Below are 14477 nucleotides of genomic sequence, written 5' to 3' on the forward strand. Positions count from 1 at the left end.
GGGTCGGGTCGGGTCGTCGGACCCTCACCGGCCCGCGCTGGACACGACGTACGAGCCGTTCACCTTCGGTCGCTGCTTCGCCGGTGGACGTGACCTGGTGATGCGGGCATCGCCGGTCCGGCGGCCAGTTCTTCGGCCGGTCCGTGAACATCGGAAAGCGCGCTGCCGGGACGACCGTCACACCCGACCGTCGCCTCATTGGTCAGGTACATGTGCTGTGAGCCTGGTAACGGCACCCTTCTCGACCTGGCACAGAGCCGAGGGATCCACAAACTATCGGCCTGACGACAGGCTTTCCGAAGCCGGGGTCTGCCGGCCCGTGGGTAGCGTCCTTCTCGACACACCCGTAACGTCCCACTGGTAGACAGAAAAGCTCGTGGGTATGCGCTGGAAATTCTCGGAACCACGCACGGGGTCGGCCAGGGGAAACGGGCGGGTTGTCGACTGATGTCTGGAGAGTATGGGGCGGGCCGGCTGTCGGCCAGTCCCGCGCGAAGGGAAGCCATAAATAATGCCAGCTAAGAAGATCGGCCTCGCCTTCACGACCATCGCCGCCGCCACGGGACTTGTTTTCGGCGGTGCGACGATGGCGAGCGCGAGCACGGGGCTGTCCGCCGGCGTCCAGGCGGGGGCGGGCGGGAACGGCGCGAGCGGGCTGGCCACATCGGTGAACACGTCGCTGTCGGCGGGTGAGCTGGCGAAGGTGACCGCGGCGATCAACGCCAAGGATTCGCTGGTCGTGGTCACCAGCGTGCGCAAGAACTCCGACGGGTCCTATCTCGTGGTCGGCACCAGGCTCGGCGTCACGGTGAAGTACATCGTCAGCGCGGACCTGAAGACCACCACACAGATCGCAGCCGGGTAACCCCGGGCCGTACCGGGGCCCGAGGGGCGGGCCCCGGTACGGCAGCCGAGGTTTGACGAGCGGACGGGGTCTCATCCGGGGGTCGGGCGCCTGCGGGTGATGCGGTAGTGAAGCACGAGAAAAGGGATGCCGGGACGCACCCACAGCCGCCATCGGGGCACGATGTCGAGGGTGAACCGGGTGGTGTGCTCGTAGAACTCGCGGACCAGCGGGTCGACGCCGGCGGGGGCACGATGAAGGGCAGCCGCTCCGCGGGGATCCGTTCGGCGAGCAGGCTCACCTGTGGGTCGCGAAAAACCAGCGGTGAGACGCTACGGTAGGCCGCCATCGTGATGAAGGCGGCCGCCTCCGGTCGCCGCGCCCACCGCGAGGGGGCCGGCGCTGCCCAGCCGCCCACCCGGCGGGGGCGACGAGCGCCGCACTGGTCGCTGTCCGCTGCCACAGGGCGGGTATCTCGCCCGGCCGCTGCCGAGCACGGGCGACCGCCTCGGATGCCGCCAGCGCGGCCGCTCCAGTGAGGCCGCCCAGGCCGACCCCGCGTCGCCCTCGGTGAGCGGCGAGAGCTGCGCCGGCCATGCCCCCGATGGCGGCGGCGGACAGGACGGCCGCCCGGACGTTCGTGGAGTTCGTGGAGTTCGTGCCCTTGTCTCGCACGGGGCCAACCTATCTGCCGACCGCCGCGCCCTCGGCTTGCCGCAGGACTCGGCTGGACGACGACAGCTAGACCCGCGCCCACAGGGAATGACTTCGATGCGTAGTGCTGCGGATGCCCAGGGTCAGGCTCGTGGTCGCGGTGGCCGGGTCCGCCTGACAGTAAACGCCCAGGTTGACGGGATAGAAGGGGGGAAACAGGCAGGAGACGGGCAGTCCGACAGCTCTGAGAGGAGCGTGAATGGCTGACCACGGACACGACTCGGAACGTGGACCGCACCGCGTCACCGCGTTGGCGCACGGTCGCCCGGCAGCGGCGGACCGCCGGACAGGCACCCTGCTGGCCGACCCGCCGCCGCGGCTGCCCGGCCAGCCGCGGCCGAAGGTCCAGCCGTCCGGTCCGACCAGGCCAACCGGCCCGACCGCCGCCGAAAAACGGGCTGCTCGGGCAGCCCGGGCAGCCGGGGCTCCGCAGCGGGGCGGCGACAGGCGCGGCGGCCGCAACCCCGCACTGGACGGCGTCCGGGCGCTCGCGGTGCTCTGCGTGCTCGTGTTCCACATGGACCTGCTGCCCGGCGGCTACCTGGGTGTCGACGTGTTCTTCGTGCTCAGCGGCTTCCTGATCACCGGGCAGCTGCTCGCCGAACGGGATCGGACCGGTGGGATGTCCCTCACGCGGTTCTACCTCCGACGGGCCTACCGGCTGCTGCCCGCGTTCTGGTTGCTGGCCCTCGTCGGCTTCACGGCGGTCGTGCTGCTGGGGATCGGCACGGCCGGCGAGCGGACCGAGTTCCTCGACAGCCTGGCCGCCTCGGCGCTGTATCTGAACAACTACTTCCAGGTGGTGCGGCAGAGCACGGGGGCCGGCTGGCTGGGGCACACCTGGTCGCTGTCGTTGGAGGAGCAGTTCTACCTGCTGTGGCCGCTGGTGCTGGTGGCCCTGTGCCGCTGGCCGTGGCTGGTCCGCCGGCTGCCCGTGGTCCTGCTGGGCGGGGTGGCCGGCGTCGCGCTGTGGCGCAACGTGCTGGTCACGTCCGGGGCTGCGGGGACGCGGACGTACTTCGCCCTGGACACCCGCGCCGACGCGCTGCTGGTCGGCTGCGCACTCGCCGCCTGGCTGCGGGCGGCGCGACGCGGCGCGGCCGGTGAGGATGGCGCGGCCGGTGAGGATGGCGCGGCCGGTGAGGATGGCGCGGCCGGTGAGGATGGCGCGGCCGGTGAGGATGGCGCGGCCGGTGAGGATGGCGCGGCCGGTGAGGATGGCGCGGCGCTGCGCCGGCGGCGGCGTCTTGACCGTGTCATGGCCGTCCTGCCGGTGGCCGGTCCGGCTGCGCTCGCGCTGCTGGCGGTGGCGACGATGACCGCGCCGAGCGGCTGGGGCGAGCGGTCGGCCCTGCTGTCCCGCGGCGGTTACACCGTGATCGCGCTGCTCGCCGGCGCCCTCATCCTCGCCCTGGAGCAGGCAGCGACGACGAGCTGGTTGTTCCGGGCCCTCGCCGCCCGCCCGCTGGCCTGGCTCGGCCAGGTCTCCTACGGTTTCTACCTCTGGCACTTCCCCGTGGTCGCGCACTGGGGCCACGGCCTGACCGGGGCGCTCGGCCGGTGGCCGGCGGTCGTGGCTGTCGGCGTCATCTCGGTAGCCCTGGCGGCTGCGTCGTACTACCTGCTCGAACGGCCCATTCAGCGGCGCCGCCCCGCTGCGGGCGCGGGGTCAGGCGTCGATCGCGGTGTCGCGGGCGATCTTCTCCCAGGCGGTGATGTTCGCGCGGACGCCGTCGAGGTGGTCGGTGATCGCGTCGACCGCGTCGGAGCCGAGGGGAAGGCGTAGGGGAACCCGGGGCGCGTCCAGCGCGGTGAGGATCGCCGCCGCGGCCTTCGCCGGATCGCCGGGCTGGACGCCGTTGCTGGTCTCGATCATTCGCCGGGTCGGGCCGACGGTGTCGGCGTAGACGGCCGTCTCGGCGCTCGCGGAACTACCGCCGAACAGTCCGGTCCGGAAGGAGCCCGGCTCGACCACGTAAACAGATCCGCATGTTGGAGCGGTATCTCGGCGCATCCCTGTTCGAGCGGAACCGCCGGGAGGTCCGGCTGACGCCGGTGGGCGTGGCATTGCTACCCCATGCCCGACGCGTGCTGGCCGAATGGGACGCCGCGCGGGAGGCGACCGAGCGAGCCAAGGCGGAGCAGCGCGCGACCCTGGTCGTCGGCATGAGCACCAGTCCTGGTCGTGGCGGTCTGATGCCGGCGATCACCTCACGGCTCACCGCCGAGGTGCCCGACGTCCGGCTCATGCTGCGCCAGGTCAGTTGGGACGACTCGACCGCCGGACTGGCGAGCGGATCCAGCGACGTGGCCTTTGTCTGGCTGCCGCTCGGTGACGCCGAGCGTTACAGGTGGATTGTCGTCGCCGCGGAACCGCGCCTCGTCGCCATGCCCCGGACACATCGGCTGGCATCCAGGGAGACCGTCGACTTCGCCGACCTGCTCGACGAGCCGTTCCTGGCATTGCCGCGCAGCGCAGGACGGCTGCGGGACTACTGGCTCGCGCTCGACGCCCGCGGCGGACGCCCGCCGGTGATCGGCGCCGAGATAGCGGGCGCGGACGAGACGTACGAAGCGCTTGTCGGTGGCTACGGCGTCTGCCTGCTGGCGACGGGGAACGCCCCGCTGGTCACCCGCGGAGATGTCGTCACCCGCCCCGTCGTCGGCATCTCGCCAAGCCAGTTGGCGGTGGCATGGCATGCCGATGATCGTCGTCCGCTCGTCCAGGCCTACGCGCGGGCCGTCCGCCTGGCTGTCGGGGACAGCGAGCCGGACAGTCCAGTCGGTGACGTGGCCCGTCGACCGGGAGCCGCCGCGGTTGTGCTCCCGGACTACCTGGACCAACTGGTCACGGAGGGACACGTCGCCGTCGCCTCGGATAGCTTGGCCGATCTCCCCGAGCCGGCTCCCACCGGCGCCTGGGACGGGTGCGATTCCACGGACGTCGTCGCTGGACCTGCGTGAGGAGTCTGTAGCTGGGTGCCTGACTCTGTGCGCCCGTGGAGGTCAGTGGGGGAGGGCGGCGTGCCGGCGAGGCGAGTCCGCGTCGACCTCGACCGGATCGAGCTGCATGTAGACGATTTCCAACCGGCCGAGCCGGGCCGGCCGGTCGATCTCGGCCGCTGCCGCGGTGAGTCCGGACAGGTGTGTGGCGAGGTCGGCGACCGTGCCGTTGCCGAACCATCCATGCCCGCGAGTGACCGCGCGCCGGTAGGCGGCCGGGCTGTGGCCGCCGACCACGATCCGTGGTCCGCCTGGGCGCACGGGCCGGGGGTGCGCGTCGACGTTCCCGAACGAGACGTGCCGCCCCTCGTAGGAGGGCTGGGGATCGAGCCAGAGTGATGTCATGGCGTCCAGGTACTCGTCCGTGCGACGGCCACGGCCCGCCATCGGCACCCCGACGGCGGTCATCTCCGGTTCAAGGTAGCCGGCGCCGACCCCGAGCAGCACCCGTCCTGCGCTGAGCACGTCCAGGCTTGCCACCTGTTTGGCCAGAACCAGCGGGTTGCGCTGGGGAAGGATGACGATTCCGGTGCCCAGCTCGAGCTTGTGGGTGGCCGCCGCCACATAGGCCAGGTGCATCAGAGGGTCGAGGATCGGGTCCGTAGCCTCCATCGGCGATGCTGGTACCCGAGGGCTGGGCAGGACGACATGTTCCCCGGCCTACCAGGAGCGGTATCCCAGCTCCTCGATCGAGCAACCGGACGAGATAGCCGAGGTCCTCGGCCAGTCCGAAGCCCAGGACGAACGGCTCGATCCGCCGGTCGCCGGACCGGCGCCGTTCCATTTCGTAGTCGATAGTGGCCGGCTGGCCGGACGCCTTGCCGATAGCCAGCGCGACCCCGCCCGGCTCGAGCAGGGCGAACGCCTCGGCGAGCTGCGATCCGCCCACGTTGTCGAGAACCCCGTGGACCTGTTCGGTCACATTCGCCGGGCCGATGACGATCTCGCTGGCACCCAGCCGGTCGAGCCCCTCGCCGCGCGCTGCGCTCCCGACCGACGCGACGACCTCCGCGCCGGCCCGGGCGGACAGCTGCACGGCGAACCGGCCCACCCCACCGGAGGCTCCGGTGATCAGGACTCTGCGGCCAAGAACCGAACCCAGCCGGCGGACCGCGCGTAGCGCTGTTGCCCCAGCGACGGGTAGCGCCGCCGCCGCGCCCGGGTCGAGCGCAGCGGGCAGCACCGCCAGCTCTGTGGTGGACACGGCCCGGCGGCGTGCCCAGCCGCCGCCCCAGCCGAAGGTCACGACCGGCGTGCCGGGCGGGGGGCTGGAGCCGTCCTCGGCCTCGGCGACGATGATTCCGGCGGCGTCCCACCCGTGAACCTCACCAGGCTGGGCCTGCCCGGCCCGGTAGGCCAGTTCGCCGAAGTTCAACGAGATCGCTTGGACCTCGACCAACGCCTGATCGGGACTGGGAGCCGGTTCGGCTACCTCGGCGAGACGCAGGCCGGACGGCTGGTCCGGGTCATAGACGAGTGCCTGCATGGTGCCTTCTCCTCGGGACTCGGCAGTGGGGTTGGTCGGGGGCACCGCTTGACCACCGTGCCGGGCTGTTCCGTGCGAGTCCAGGACCCGTTGCCATAACCAATGGTTATGGACGTGCATGTGCGGGACCTCCGTTAGGAAACGGCCCTGCACGCGCCTGGGCGAGCAAGGACGCCTGAATGTGGCGGTGCCCGTCTGAGCGTGAGCCGGGCGCTGCATCTTCAGAAGCAGAGCGGATAAGCGCGATGCGACGGACCGGGCGCGGTTGCCGAGCCGCTCATAGCTTGCTAGCATGCTCACATGCCAGGTGGTCGCGACGTGAGGCAGTTCAACGTCTACCTGCCGCCTGATCTGATCCGCGCAGTGAAGCATCACGCGGTCGACACCGAGCAGTCGCTGTCGGCAATCGTTGAGGTGGCGTTGGCCGAGTACCTCGAGCGCGTCGCCCGAGCCCGAGGGGAGCGCCCGCATGGCGACTGAGGGAATCGAGGGATTCCACGTCACGACCCGCAACTACGGTGCGACGGCGGCGTTCTGGTCGTCGCTGGGTTTCGCGAACGTGTTCGAGACCGATCACGGGTCCGGTCAGTGGGTCCATCCGGCCGGCGGCCCGTACATCCTCATCATCGAGCGGCACGAGGGCGAGCTGGCGACGTACCCCGTCCTGCGGGTCGCGGACTCCACCGCCTTCGCGCCGGACCGGGAACCCGACTTCGCCCAGCCTTTCACTGCCCGGCACTGGGGGGTGGTCGAGGCGCTCGTGCGGGATCCCGACGGCCGGACGGTCAGCCTCGAGGCTCCGCTACCCGACGGGGTAGCCGCGTCCGACGCGTAGCCGCGACTCGACCGAATCGAGGGGACTGGGCGCAACATGGCGGACGAGCGGACGTCGCAGGCCGACGGCACGGCGGTACGGGTTGCGCTGTGGCGGGCCATGCATGCCGAGATCGACCCACCGCCGCATGTGCTCGACGACCGGATCGGCCTGCGGCTGGCGGATCCGGACGTCGGCTGGCAGCACCGTCCTGACATGGATCCGCAGGTCACCAGCCGGGTCCGGGCCACCGTCGTGGCGAGGGCCCGGTTCGCCGAGGATCTCGTCGTGGCGCGGGCCGGCCTCGGGGTCGACCAGTACGTCCTACTCGGCGCCGGGCTGGACACCTTCGCCCAGCGCCGGCCGCGGACCGCCGCGGACCTGCGGGTGTTCGAGGTCGACCAGCCCGGCCCGCAGGCATGGAAGCGACGGCGGCTGGGTGAGCTCGGCTATGGCCCGCCGACATGGCTGCGGCTCGTGCCGATCGACTTCGAGACGGGCCAGTCCTGGTGGGAGGGGCTGGTCGCCGCCGGTTTCGACGTTGAGCGGCCGGCGGTCGTGGCCGCCAACGGCCTGTCGATGTATCTCACCCGCAGCGCGAACGCGGACCTGCTGCGCCAGGCCGCGGCCCTCGCCCCCGGCTCCACCCTGGTCCTGACGTTCCAGCTGCCGCTGGAACTCGTCGACGCGGACGAACGCCCGTCCCGTCAGGCGACGGAGCTGGCCGCCCGGACGGGCGGGACACCCTTCGTCAGCTTCTTCGCACCGCCCGAGCTGGTGGCGTTGGCCCTCGACGCCGGCTTCCGGGACGCCCGGCACGTCTCGGCAGGCGACCTCGCGGCGCGCTACTTCACCGGCCGGGCCGACGGTCTTCGTCCCTCCAGCGCGGAGCATCTGCTGGTGGCGACCACCTGAGTCGGCGCGGGAGCGGGAAGGCGCGGGCCGGTGGAGGACTCTGGCGGATGCGGCGGCCCGTCAGGGCGAGGCCCCTGGTCTACGCCTCGGTTGCCGGTGTCCCGATCCAAGGCCGCGACAAACTGGCCGAGCTGTTCGGCGCCGGCCCCCACCTCGGGTGACGGCCGCCGGGCGCTATGCGGTGAAACCGGTTGAGAGCGCCAGGGTGGCGGCGAACTCGATCGTCCGGTCCTGCTCGGCGGCGGAGCCGCAGGGGACGACTTGCAGCTCCGTGACCCCGGCGGCCGCGAATCGGCTGATCTCGCGTTCCAGCGTGGTCTCGTCGCCGGCCAGAACCGTGTCCGCGGGACCGGTGATGCCTTCGCGGTCGAAGACGGCGCGGTAGCTCGGCAGGCCCGAGGCCGCGCCGAACCGGTCGTGGACCCAGCTTCGCACCTCGTCGGGGTGGCGGGTGAGGCTGAGACAGACGCCGGCGACCACGGTGGGAACCGGCCGGTCGGCCGCGGCGGCGGCCTGGGCGAGTGTGGGCAGGACGTACTCGGCGATGGACCTCGGCCCCATCCAGTTGGTGAGTGTTCCGTCGGCGAGTTCTCCGGTCAGCCGGAGCATGTGCGGGCCGAGCGCAGACAGGAACACCGGGGGAGGATCGGCATTCGGCACACCGACCGCTCCGGCGGCGTGCCAGGCACGGCCCTGATACGAGACTTCTTCGCCGCGTAGCAGGGGCAGCAGCACCTGGAGGTATTCCCGCAGGTTGGCGACGGGTCCTACCGCGGAGTAGCCGTACTGACCCTCGACGACAGGTCCGTGCCCGGGACCGACGCCGAGCACGAGCTGGCTGCCGGTGGCCGCCTGGACCGTCAACGCCTGCGCGGCGAGGGCAAGTGGATGCCGCGGATGGCTCCGAACGATCGACGTGCCTACAAGGACGCCTGACGGCTGGGGCCCCAGGGCGGCGAGCAGCGTCAGGGGGTCCCAGCCGCCGCGTTCGCTCAGCCATACGGTGGCGAAACCCGCCTCTCCCGCCGCCGCCGCCCGTTTCCGGATCTCCTCGAGTGGCCTGTCCTCGTCGTCCAGCCACAGTCCCACGCGCATGCGGTCTCCCTTCACGTGTCCCCTTCGGTGCTGCCAGTCAACGAGACGGAACCTTCGCAACCAAGGGGCAGTTCTTCCGTGCAGCGATAACGGGATCTGATCGATGGAGGCTGATGCGGTGGAACTCCGGCAACTGCGCTACTTCGTCACCGTCGCGGAGGAGCTGCACTTCGGACGGGCCGCCGATCGGTTGCGCGTCGTCCAGCCCGCGGTCAGTCAGCAGCTCAGCCGTCTGGAACGGGAGGTCGGCCTTCGGCTGCTCGATCGTTCGTCGCGTCGGGTGCGGCTCACCCCCGCCGGCGAACGGCTGCTGGTCGAGGCCCGGGCCGCGCTCGCCGCCGCGGACCGAGTTGCCGCGGTGGCCGCGGAGCTGGCCGCGACGCCGGTCCGCGTCCTGCGGGTCGGCATGAGCCCGGGCCTCGGCGCCCGACTCGCACGCGGGCTGGAGATACTGCGACAGACCAACAGCGCACTCGACATCGAGCTGGAGCTGGTCGCGACACCCGTCGTCGAGCAGCTTGCCGCCGTCGCCCGCGGAGAGATGGACCTGGCGCTGCTGCGGGCGGTCCCCGCGGGCGAGGGCCTGCAGGTCCTCGAGCTGTGGCCGGAACCGGTGGCGGTGGCCCTGCCGGCGTCGCACCCGCTGGCCGGCCGACCGGCGGTACGTCTGCGCGACCTGGCCGCTCTACCGTTGCGTATTCCCGCGAGGGCCTCAAATCCGCCGTTCCATGACTTCGCCCTCGGCGCATGCCGGGCCGAGGGCTTCGAGCCGCGCCTGGGCCGCCCGACCTGCGACGCGGCGGACACCCTCGTCGAGATCGGGAACGGACCGCCTACGTGGGCGCTGACTTACGCTGACGCCGGCCTCGATGCCGGAACCTTGAAGGCGTCGGTCATCCAGCTCGACCCGCCGCTGACCGCCAGCGGCTGCCTCGTGGTCTCCACCGCGAAGGCGCCGACCTGTGTCCAGAGCCTCGGTGCCGCGTTCGGTTCGACCGTGATGGGGCCGCCCGAGGTGACGGGCTCGGATGGCGGGGCGTGGGCTAGCTGGGGCTGGCGGGTCAGGTAGCCGCCCATGGAGGTGAAAGTAGTCGAGGGCGGGGAGCGCGGTGTCGTCGTCGAGGCGGACCCGGGTGATGGCCAGGTCGTGATTGCGGCCGCGCCGGGCGCCGGGGACGATCACGACCTCGTCGCCCTCGCGGTAGAAGATCCGGCCCGGGGTGCCGCCGTAGCGGCCCTCGGAGACCCGAGCCGACAGCCCTTACCGGGACCAGGCGCCGGGATCACCCCGGATGGGATGCAGCGACGGCCCGCCGTCCGGCAGGGTGATCTCCGGACCGACGCGGCGCAGCCCGAGCCGCTGCCACAGGGCGAGGCTGCGCTGGTTGGACGCCTCCGCGTGGACGCCGGCCCCCGTCGCGTCCGCGGTCACGGCGAGCTGGTCGGCCATCCGCCGGGCCGGCGTGCAGCACCGCTCGACGAGCTCGGCTACCCCGTCGGCGCCGAGATGCACCCAGCCGCCGCGGTCGTGGGTCAGCGCGCAGATGTCGGTGACCGCGTTGCTCACCTGGGCGCACACGATCAGCGGTCCGCTCGTCGCGGCGAGGACATCGGCGAGCCGGTCGAGGCGCATCCGGCCCTGGGCGTCCGTGTCGGCGAGGTGGATCTGCTCGCCGAGGTCGAGCAGGCGCCCCAACGCGTCGGTGTTTCGCGCACCGTGCATTCATCGCCCCGTATGAGTGATCGGCAAGCGACTGTTGGTGATCGAGCTTGGTGCGCCTTCCCGCTGGCTCCCGCGCAAAACAGTAGCCGAGGGGCAAAGGTGCGATGTCGGGAACAGCGGAGTCGGATCGGCCGGTCACAGGGTGGGCGGATCGGGGCCGCGATGCCGGTTCGTCCGGCCATCGGGGGACCGGGCCGGAGAATGATGTCACCGTGATCTACCAGTCGGCGGCGGAGGTGGTGCATGCCCGGCGATGACGGCCCCGTGCTGGGAGGGGCGGTCGAGGAGGGGACACCGATCCCGGCGGCGGTCGTGGCGGTGGCCGCCGGTGGTGTGGTGCGACCCGTCTGGCGCAACGCCTTCGGTGGGCTGACGTTCGAGCTCGTCGGCGCGCCCGATCGCCGGTTCCTCAAGTGGGCGCCGGCCGGCAGCGGCCTGGACCTCGCGGCCGAGGCGGCCCGCCTGGCGTGGGCCGCGCCGTTCACCGCTGTGCCCGCGGTGCTGAACCAGGGCGGGGACGGCGCGGGAAGCTGGCTGCTCACGGCGGGCCTGCCCGGCCGTAACGCCGTCGAGGCGCGGTGGCTGGCCGACCCGGGGCGCGCCGTGCAGGCGGTCGGCGCGGGGCTGCGTGCGCTGCATGACGCGCTACCCGTCGCCAGCTGCCCGTTCTCCTGGTCGGTGGCGGACCGGCTGGCCGCGGCGGCCGCGGCCGGCGGGGACGGCGTCGACTTCGTCGACGCCGACGTCGCCCTGCACGTGACCGTCGTCGCGGCGGCGCACAATCCGGTGCTCGACGGCCTGTTCGCCGAGTTCGTGCCCGTGCTGCGCCGGGGCCTCGCGGAGCTGGTGGACCTGCTCGGGTTGCGGGCCGCCGACCCCAATCACGGCGACGCCGCGCACGCCGCCCTCGTCGACGCCGTGGCCGCCGGAGATGGCGAGCGCGCCGGCGACATCCTGCGGGCCGAACTGGACGAGACCCTCACCCGGCTTCGAGCACCGGCGGCCTGACAGGGGGTAATGCCCAGAATGTTCTTTTTCGGCTGATAGTGTCCGCGGCGGCAACGTTTGCGGGGTGCCTCGGGCGACCGGGGAGAATCGGGAAGCCGGTGCGAGTCCGGCACGGGCCCGCCGCGGTAACCGGGAAGCCGCCGTCCACGCGCGTCGCGCAGCCACTGGGCCTTCGGGCCTGGGAAGGCGGACGGCCTGGCGTCGATCCGGGAGTCCGAAGACCGGCCCCGCCTCGACGCCGCCCGCCCCTGCGCGGGCGGCCGGACAGCGGGAGCCTGCCTTGCCCAGCCACCACGACATCGGCACCACCCCCCGACCGGACTCCCCGGCATCGCCGGTCCCGCCGGTCCCGACGGCCCGATCGGGCCCTGCGACCGGCTCGGGTGCTGACGCCCTCTACGACGCGATCCACCGTCGGCGCGACGTGCGCGGCCAGTTCACCGGGGCGCCGATCCCCGCCGACGTCCTCGGGCGTGTCCTCGCCGCCGCGCACGCCGCGCCGAGCGTCGGGCTCAGCCAGCCCTGGGACTTCATCGGCGTCACCGACGACCGGACCCGTCGAACCTTCCACGCGCACGTGCAGCACGAACGGGCGGTGTTCGCCGAGACGCTGGCCGGTGAGCGCGCCGAGCGTTTCGACGGGATCCGGATCGACGGCATCCTGGCGGCGTCGATGTCGCTGGTCGTCACCTACGATCCCGCGCGCGGCGAACCGGCGGTCCTCGGCCGGCACGCCATCGCCGACGCGGGCCTGTACTCGGTGTGCCTGGCCATCGAGAACCTATGGCTGGCGGCCACCGCCGAGGGCCTCGGCGTCGGCTGGGTGTCGTTCTACCGGGAGCCGTTTGTCCGGGACCTGCTCGGCATCCCGGCCGGGATCCGCCCGGTCGCCTGGCTGTGCGTCGGCCCCGTGACTCACCTCGAGATCACCCCCGACCTGGAACGCCACGGCTGGGCGCGTCGGCGCCCCCTGGCCGACGCCGTCCATGCCGAACGCTGGCGCGGCGGCACCGGGCGGCGCCCCGCGTAGGGCCGGCCCGGCGGGGCGCCGCGCCGCGCTGGGCGGATCAGGGGCGGGCGCGCAGGCCGTCGAGGAGCACGGTCGTCAGCGGATCGTCGGCCCGCGCCCCGGGCCGGCGGACCGCGACGTTGAGCAGGTCGACCACCTGGGCGCCGGTGAGGTCGGCCCGCAGCGAGCCCTCCCTCTGGGCCTCCTCGACCAGGACCACGAGCAGCGCATGCAGCTCCTCGACCAGGTCGGCGACGGTCGGGTCGACCGGCGACGCGTCGGTCAGCGACTTGATCAGGGCGAGGGGCAGGCCGGTGGAGCGCGCCACGATCCGGACCAGCGCCTGCCAGCGTGGCGCGGGGGAGGACAACTCGGACCGGCACGCGGCGAGCAGCGTGCGCAGGGTGTCGGCGGCGATGGAGTCCAGCAGCGACTGCCGGTCGGGGAAGTGGCGGTAGAGGGTGCCGACGCCGAGGCCCGCGGCGCGGGCGATCTCCTCCATCGAGACGGCCGTCCCGCGGCGGGCCAGCAGGTCGAGCGCGGTGGTCGCGATGAGCTCGCGGTTGCGCTGCGCGTCGGCTCGCATCACCCGTTCCCTCTGCCTCGCCGGTCTCTGCCTCGCCGGTCTCTGCCTCGCCGGCCTCTGCCTCGCCCGGCTCTCATCAACCGGAATCAGGAATTCAGTTTAATGTATCCTTCCACCAGGAATCGGAAGCTCCGGTTCAGGTTGGAGTGATGATGAAGATCGGGCTGTATCTCGGTGACGGTTCGGGCCCGTCAACCGTGGTCAACGAGCTCCTGACCGCAGCCGGGGCGGGTCTCGACAGCGTCTTCCTCAGCCAGCTGCCGTCGTGGGACGCGCTCACCCTGGTCGCGATCGGCGCAGCGGCGGTGCCCGGGATCGAGCTGGGGACGGCCGTCGTGCCGACCTATCCCCGCCACCCGCTCACCCTGGCCGCGCAGGCGCTCACGGTGCAGGCCGTCGCCACCGCCGGCTTCACCCTCGGGATCGGGCCGAGTCACCAGCAGTACATCGAGGGGTCGCTCGGCTACCGCTACGACCACCCGGCCCGCCATATCCGCGAGTATCTGACCGTGCTGCGCCCGCTGCTGCACGGCGAGGCGGTCGACGTCCACGGGGAGACCGTCACCGCGGTTGGCCGCCTCGACCTCCCGGTGGCCGTCGCGCCGTCCGTGCTCGTCTCCGCGCTGGGACCGGTGATGCTGCGGACCGCCGGGGAGCTGGCCGACGGCACGGTGACGGTGTGGACGGGGCCGCGGACCGTCGGCGACCACATCGTGCCGACGATCACTCGGGCCGCAGCGGGAGCAGGCCGGCCGGCGCCACGGGTCGTGATCGGGGTGGGGGTGTGCGTCACCACCGATCCGGACCGGGTCCGCGCCGAGGTGGCGGCGCAGCTCGGCTTCGCCGCGGACTTCCCCGCCTACCGCGCGGTCCTGGATCGCGAGGGGTGGTCCGAGGTGCACGAGACGGTCGTCGCCGGCACGGAGGAGGTCGTCGAGCGGGCCCTGCGTCGCTACGCCGACGTCGGCGCGACCGAGGTGCTCGTGAACCTGCTCGGCGACCCGCGGGAGCGGGCGCGCACCCTCGAGGTCGTCGCCGCCCTGCGCTCGGCCGGCTGAGCGCCGAACGCCTTCACGGACAACGCCGGCCGGGCGGACCGGTCGTCACCGCAGCGCCCGGTACCCATGCCGCCGGTACCCATGCCGCCACCACGGGAGTCTGCCGTCCTAGCCGCCCGGGGCCGCCCGCCCGGACGGGGCCCGTCCGCACCCGATGGTGGGGGACCCGACCGGGCCATTGTGGTGCTGGAGGGGGCTACTCGGGGCTACCCGGAGTGGGGC

At 72.5% G+C, this 14477-nt stretch carries 15 protein-coding genes, 1 pseudogene and 1 riboswitch; of the genes and pseudogenes, 10 read left to right on the top strand and 6 right to left on the bottom strand.

Annotation, left to right across the window (positions count from 1 at the left end):
- Positions 1-511 precede the first annotated feature (511 nt).
- Positions 512-865: a hypothetical protein gene (locus NBZ85_RS16200; protein ID WP_261553583.1), complete on the top strand. Its 354-nt coding sequence runs from the start codon at positions 512-514 to the stop codon at positions 863-865.
- Between the two features lie 892 nt (positions 866-1757).
- Positions 1758-3344, top strand: a complete 1587-nt coding sequence (locus tag NBZ85_RS16205) for an acyltransferase family protein (protein ID WP_261562157.1) — start codon at positions 1758-1760, stop codon at positions 3342-3344.
- Here NBZ85_RS16205 and NBZ85_RS16210 read toward each other — a convergent pair.
- Positions 3228-3533, bottom strand: a complete 306-nt coding sequence (locus NBZ85_RS16210) for a Rossmann-fold NAD(P)-binding domain-containing protein (protein WP_261553585.1) — start codon at positions 3531-3533, stop codon at positions 3228-3230. The genes NBZ85_RS16205 and NBZ85_RS16210 overlap by 117 nt on opposite strands.
- Positions 3534-3547: 14 nt before the next feature.
- Between NBZ85_RS16210 and NBZ85_RS16215 the strand changes: the two genes are divergently transcribed.
- Positions 3548-4522, top strand: a complete 975-nt coding sequence (locus NBZ85_RS16215; RefSeq protein ID WP_261553586.1) for a LysR family transcriptional regulator — start codon at positions 3548-3550, stop codon at positions 4520-4522.
- 42 nt (positions 4523-4564) lie between these two features.
- On the opposite strand, the gene NBZ85_RS16220 is transcribed toward NBZ85_RS16215, so the two are convergent.
- Positions 4565-5173 carry a TIGR03619 family F420-dependent LLM class oxidoreductase gene (locus NBZ85_RS16220; protein WP_261553587.1) on the bottom strand — a complete coding sequence of 203 codons (609 nt, stop codon included), beginning with the start codon at positions 5171-5173 and terminating at the stop codon, positions 4565-4567.
- Positions 5174-5366: 193 nt separating this feature from the next.
- Positions 5367-6419: pseudogene (locus tag NBZ85_RS32695) on the bottom strand (alcohol dehydrogenase catalytic domain-containing protein); the annotation flags it as partial.
- Between NBZ85_RS32695 and NBZ85_RS16230 the strand changes: the two are divergent.
- Genes NBZ85_RS16230 through NBZ85_RS16240 form a run of 3 tightly spaced genes read left to right on the top strand, consistent with a single transcriptional unit; the run spans position 6366 to position 7776 of the window.
- Complete coding sequence (locus NBZ85_RS16230; RefSeq protein WP_261553588.1) at positions 6366-6527, top strand: ribbon-helix-helix domain-containing protein; 162 nt, start codon at positions 6366-6368, stop codon at positions 6525-6527. The pseudogene NBZ85_RS32695 and the gene NBZ85_RS16230 sit on opposite strands and share 54 nt — an antisense overlap.
- Positions 6517-6882, top strand: a complete 366-nt coding sequence (locus NBZ85_RS16235) for a VOC family protein (protein ID WP_261553589.1) — start codon at positions 6517-6519, stop codon at positions 6880-6882. The genes NBZ85_RS16230 and NBZ85_RS16235 overlap by 11 nt, the downstream gene beginning before the upstream one ends.
- A gap of 36 nt (positions 6883-6918) precedes the next feature.
- Positions 6919-7776, top strand: coding sequence for a class I SAM-dependent methyltransferase (locus tag NBZ85_RS16240; RefSeq protein ID WP_261553590.1), 858 nt, complete (start codon positions 6919-6921; stop codon positions 7774-7776).
- A 174-nt stretch (positions 7777-7950) separates the two neighbouring features.
- Here the strand turns inward: NBZ85_RS16240 and NBZ85_RS16245 are convergent, their stop codons facing one another.
- Positions 7951-8871: a TIGR03564 family F420-dependent LLM class oxidoreductase gene (locus tag NBZ85_RS16245; RefSeq protein WP_261553591.1), complete on the bottom strand. Its 921-nt coding sequence runs from the start codon at positions 8869-8871 to the stop codon at positions 7951-7953.
- Positions 8872-8974: 103 nt separating this feature from the next.
- Here NBZ85_RS16245 and NBZ85_RS16250 point away from each other — a divergent pair, with 103 nt between their 5' ends.
- Positions 8975-9940: a LysR family transcriptional regulator gene (locus NBZ85_RS16250; protein ID WP_261553592.1), complete on the top strand. Its 966-nt coding sequence runs from the start codon at positions 8975-8977 to the stop codon at positions 9938-9940.
- A 192-nt stretch (positions 9941-10132) separates the two neighbouring features.
- Here the strand turns inward: NBZ85_RS16250 and NBZ85_RS16255 are convergent, their stop codons facing one another.
- Positions 10133-10594: a hypothetical protein gene (locus NBZ85_RS16255; protein WP_261553593.1), complete on the bottom strand. Its 462-nt coding sequence runs from the start codon at positions 10592-10594 to the stop codon at positions 10133-10135.
- A gap of 243 nt (positions 10595-10837) precedes the next feature.
- Between NBZ85_RS16255 and NBZ85_RS16260 the strand changes: the two genes are divergently transcribed.
- Both NBZ85_RS16260 and bluB read left to right on the top strand, forming a co-directional pair.
- Positions 10838-11602, top strand: a complete 765-nt coding sequence (locus NBZ85_RS16260; RefSeq protein ID WP_261562158.1) for an FCD domain-containing protein — start codon at positions 10838-10840, stop codon at positions 11600-11602.
- 57 nt (positions 11603-11659) lie between these two features.
- Positions 11660-11835, top strand: a riboswitch (cobalamin riboswitch).
- 173 nt (positions 11836-12008) lie between these two features.
- Positions 12009-12632 (top strand): 5,6-dimethylbenzimidazole synthase, encoded by a 624-nt coding sequence (gene bluB / locus NBZ85_RS16265; RefSeq protein ID WP_372517634.1) that lies wholly within the window; start codon positions 12009-12011, stop codon positions 12630-12632.
- A gap of 37 nt (positions 12633-12669) precedes the next feature.
- On the opposite strand, the gene NBZ85_RS16270 is transcribed toward bluB, so the two are convergent.
- Positions 12670-13197 carry a TetR/AcrR family transcriptional regulator gene (locus tag NBZ85_RS16270; RefSeq protein WP_261553601.1) on the bottom strand — a complete coding sequence of 176 codons (528 nt, stop codon included), beginning with the start codon at positions 13195-13197 and terminating at the stop codon, positions 12670-12672.
- Between the two features lie 152 nt (positions 13198-13349).
- Here NBZ85_RS16270 and NBZ85_RS16275 point away from each other — a divergent pair, with 152 nt between their 5' ends.
- Positions 13350-14255, top strand: coding sequence for a TIGR03564 family F420-dependent LLM class oxidoreductase (locus NBZ85_RS16275; RefSeq protein ID WP_261553602.1), 906 nt, complete (start codon positions 13350-13352; stop codon positions 14253-14255).
- Positions 14256-14477 lie beyond the last annotated feature (222 nt).

This window comes from Frankia tisae (genome assembly GCF_025403405.1).
Classification (GTDB): Bacteria; Actinomycetota; Actinomycetes; order Frankiales; family Frankiaceae; genus Frankia; species Frankia tisai.

Coding starts and splice junctions, on each gene's coding strand:
- NBZ85_RS16235 (WP_261553589.1), top strand. CDS start 6,517: ATGGCGACTGAGGGAATCGAGGGATTCCACGTCACGACCCGCAACTAC.
- NBZ85_RS16250 (WP_261553592.1), top strand. CDS start 8,975: ATGGAGGCTGATGCGGTGGAACTCCGGCAACTGCGCTACTTCGTCACC.
- NBZ85_RS16240 (WP_261553590.1), top strand. CDS start 6,919: ATGGCGGACGAGCGGACGTCGCAGGCCGACGGCACGGCGGTACGGGTT.
- NBZ85_RS16270 (WP_261553601.1), bottom strand. CDS start 13,197: ATGCGAGCCGACGCGCAGCGCAACCGCGAGCTCATCGCGACCACCGCG.
- NBZ85_RS16255 (WP_261553593.1), bottom strand. CDS start 10,594: ATGCACGGTGCGCGAAACACCGACGCGTTGGGGCGCCTGCTCGACCTC.
- NBZ85_RS16205 (WP_261562157.1), top strand. CDS start 1,758: ATGGCTGACCACGGACACGACTCGGAACGTGGACCGCACCGCGTCACC.
- NBZ85_RS16200 (WP_261553583.1), top strand. CDS start 512: ATGCCAGCTAAGAAGATCGGCCTCGCCTTCACGACCATCGCCGCCGCC.
- NBZ85_RS16260 (WP_261562158.1), top strand. CDS start 10,838: ATGCCCGGCGATGACGGCCCCGTGCTGGGAGGGGCGGTCGAGGAGGGG.
- NBZ85_RS16245 (WP_261553591.1), bottom strand. CDS start 8,871: ATGCGCGTGGGACTGTGGCTGGACGACGAGGACAGGCCACTCGAGGAG.
- NBZ85_RS16215 (WP_261553586.1), top strand. CDS start 3,548: ATGTTGGAGCGGTATCTCGGCGCATCCCTGTTCGAGCGGAACCGCCGG.
- NBZ85_RS16275 (WP_261553602.1), top strand. CDS start 13,350: ATGAAGATCGGGCTGTATCTCGGTGACGGTTCGGGCCCGTCAACCGTG.
- NBZ85_RS16220 (WP_261553587.1), bottom strand. CDS start 5,173: ATGGAGGCTACGGACCCGATCCTCGACCCTCTGATGCACCTGGCCTAT.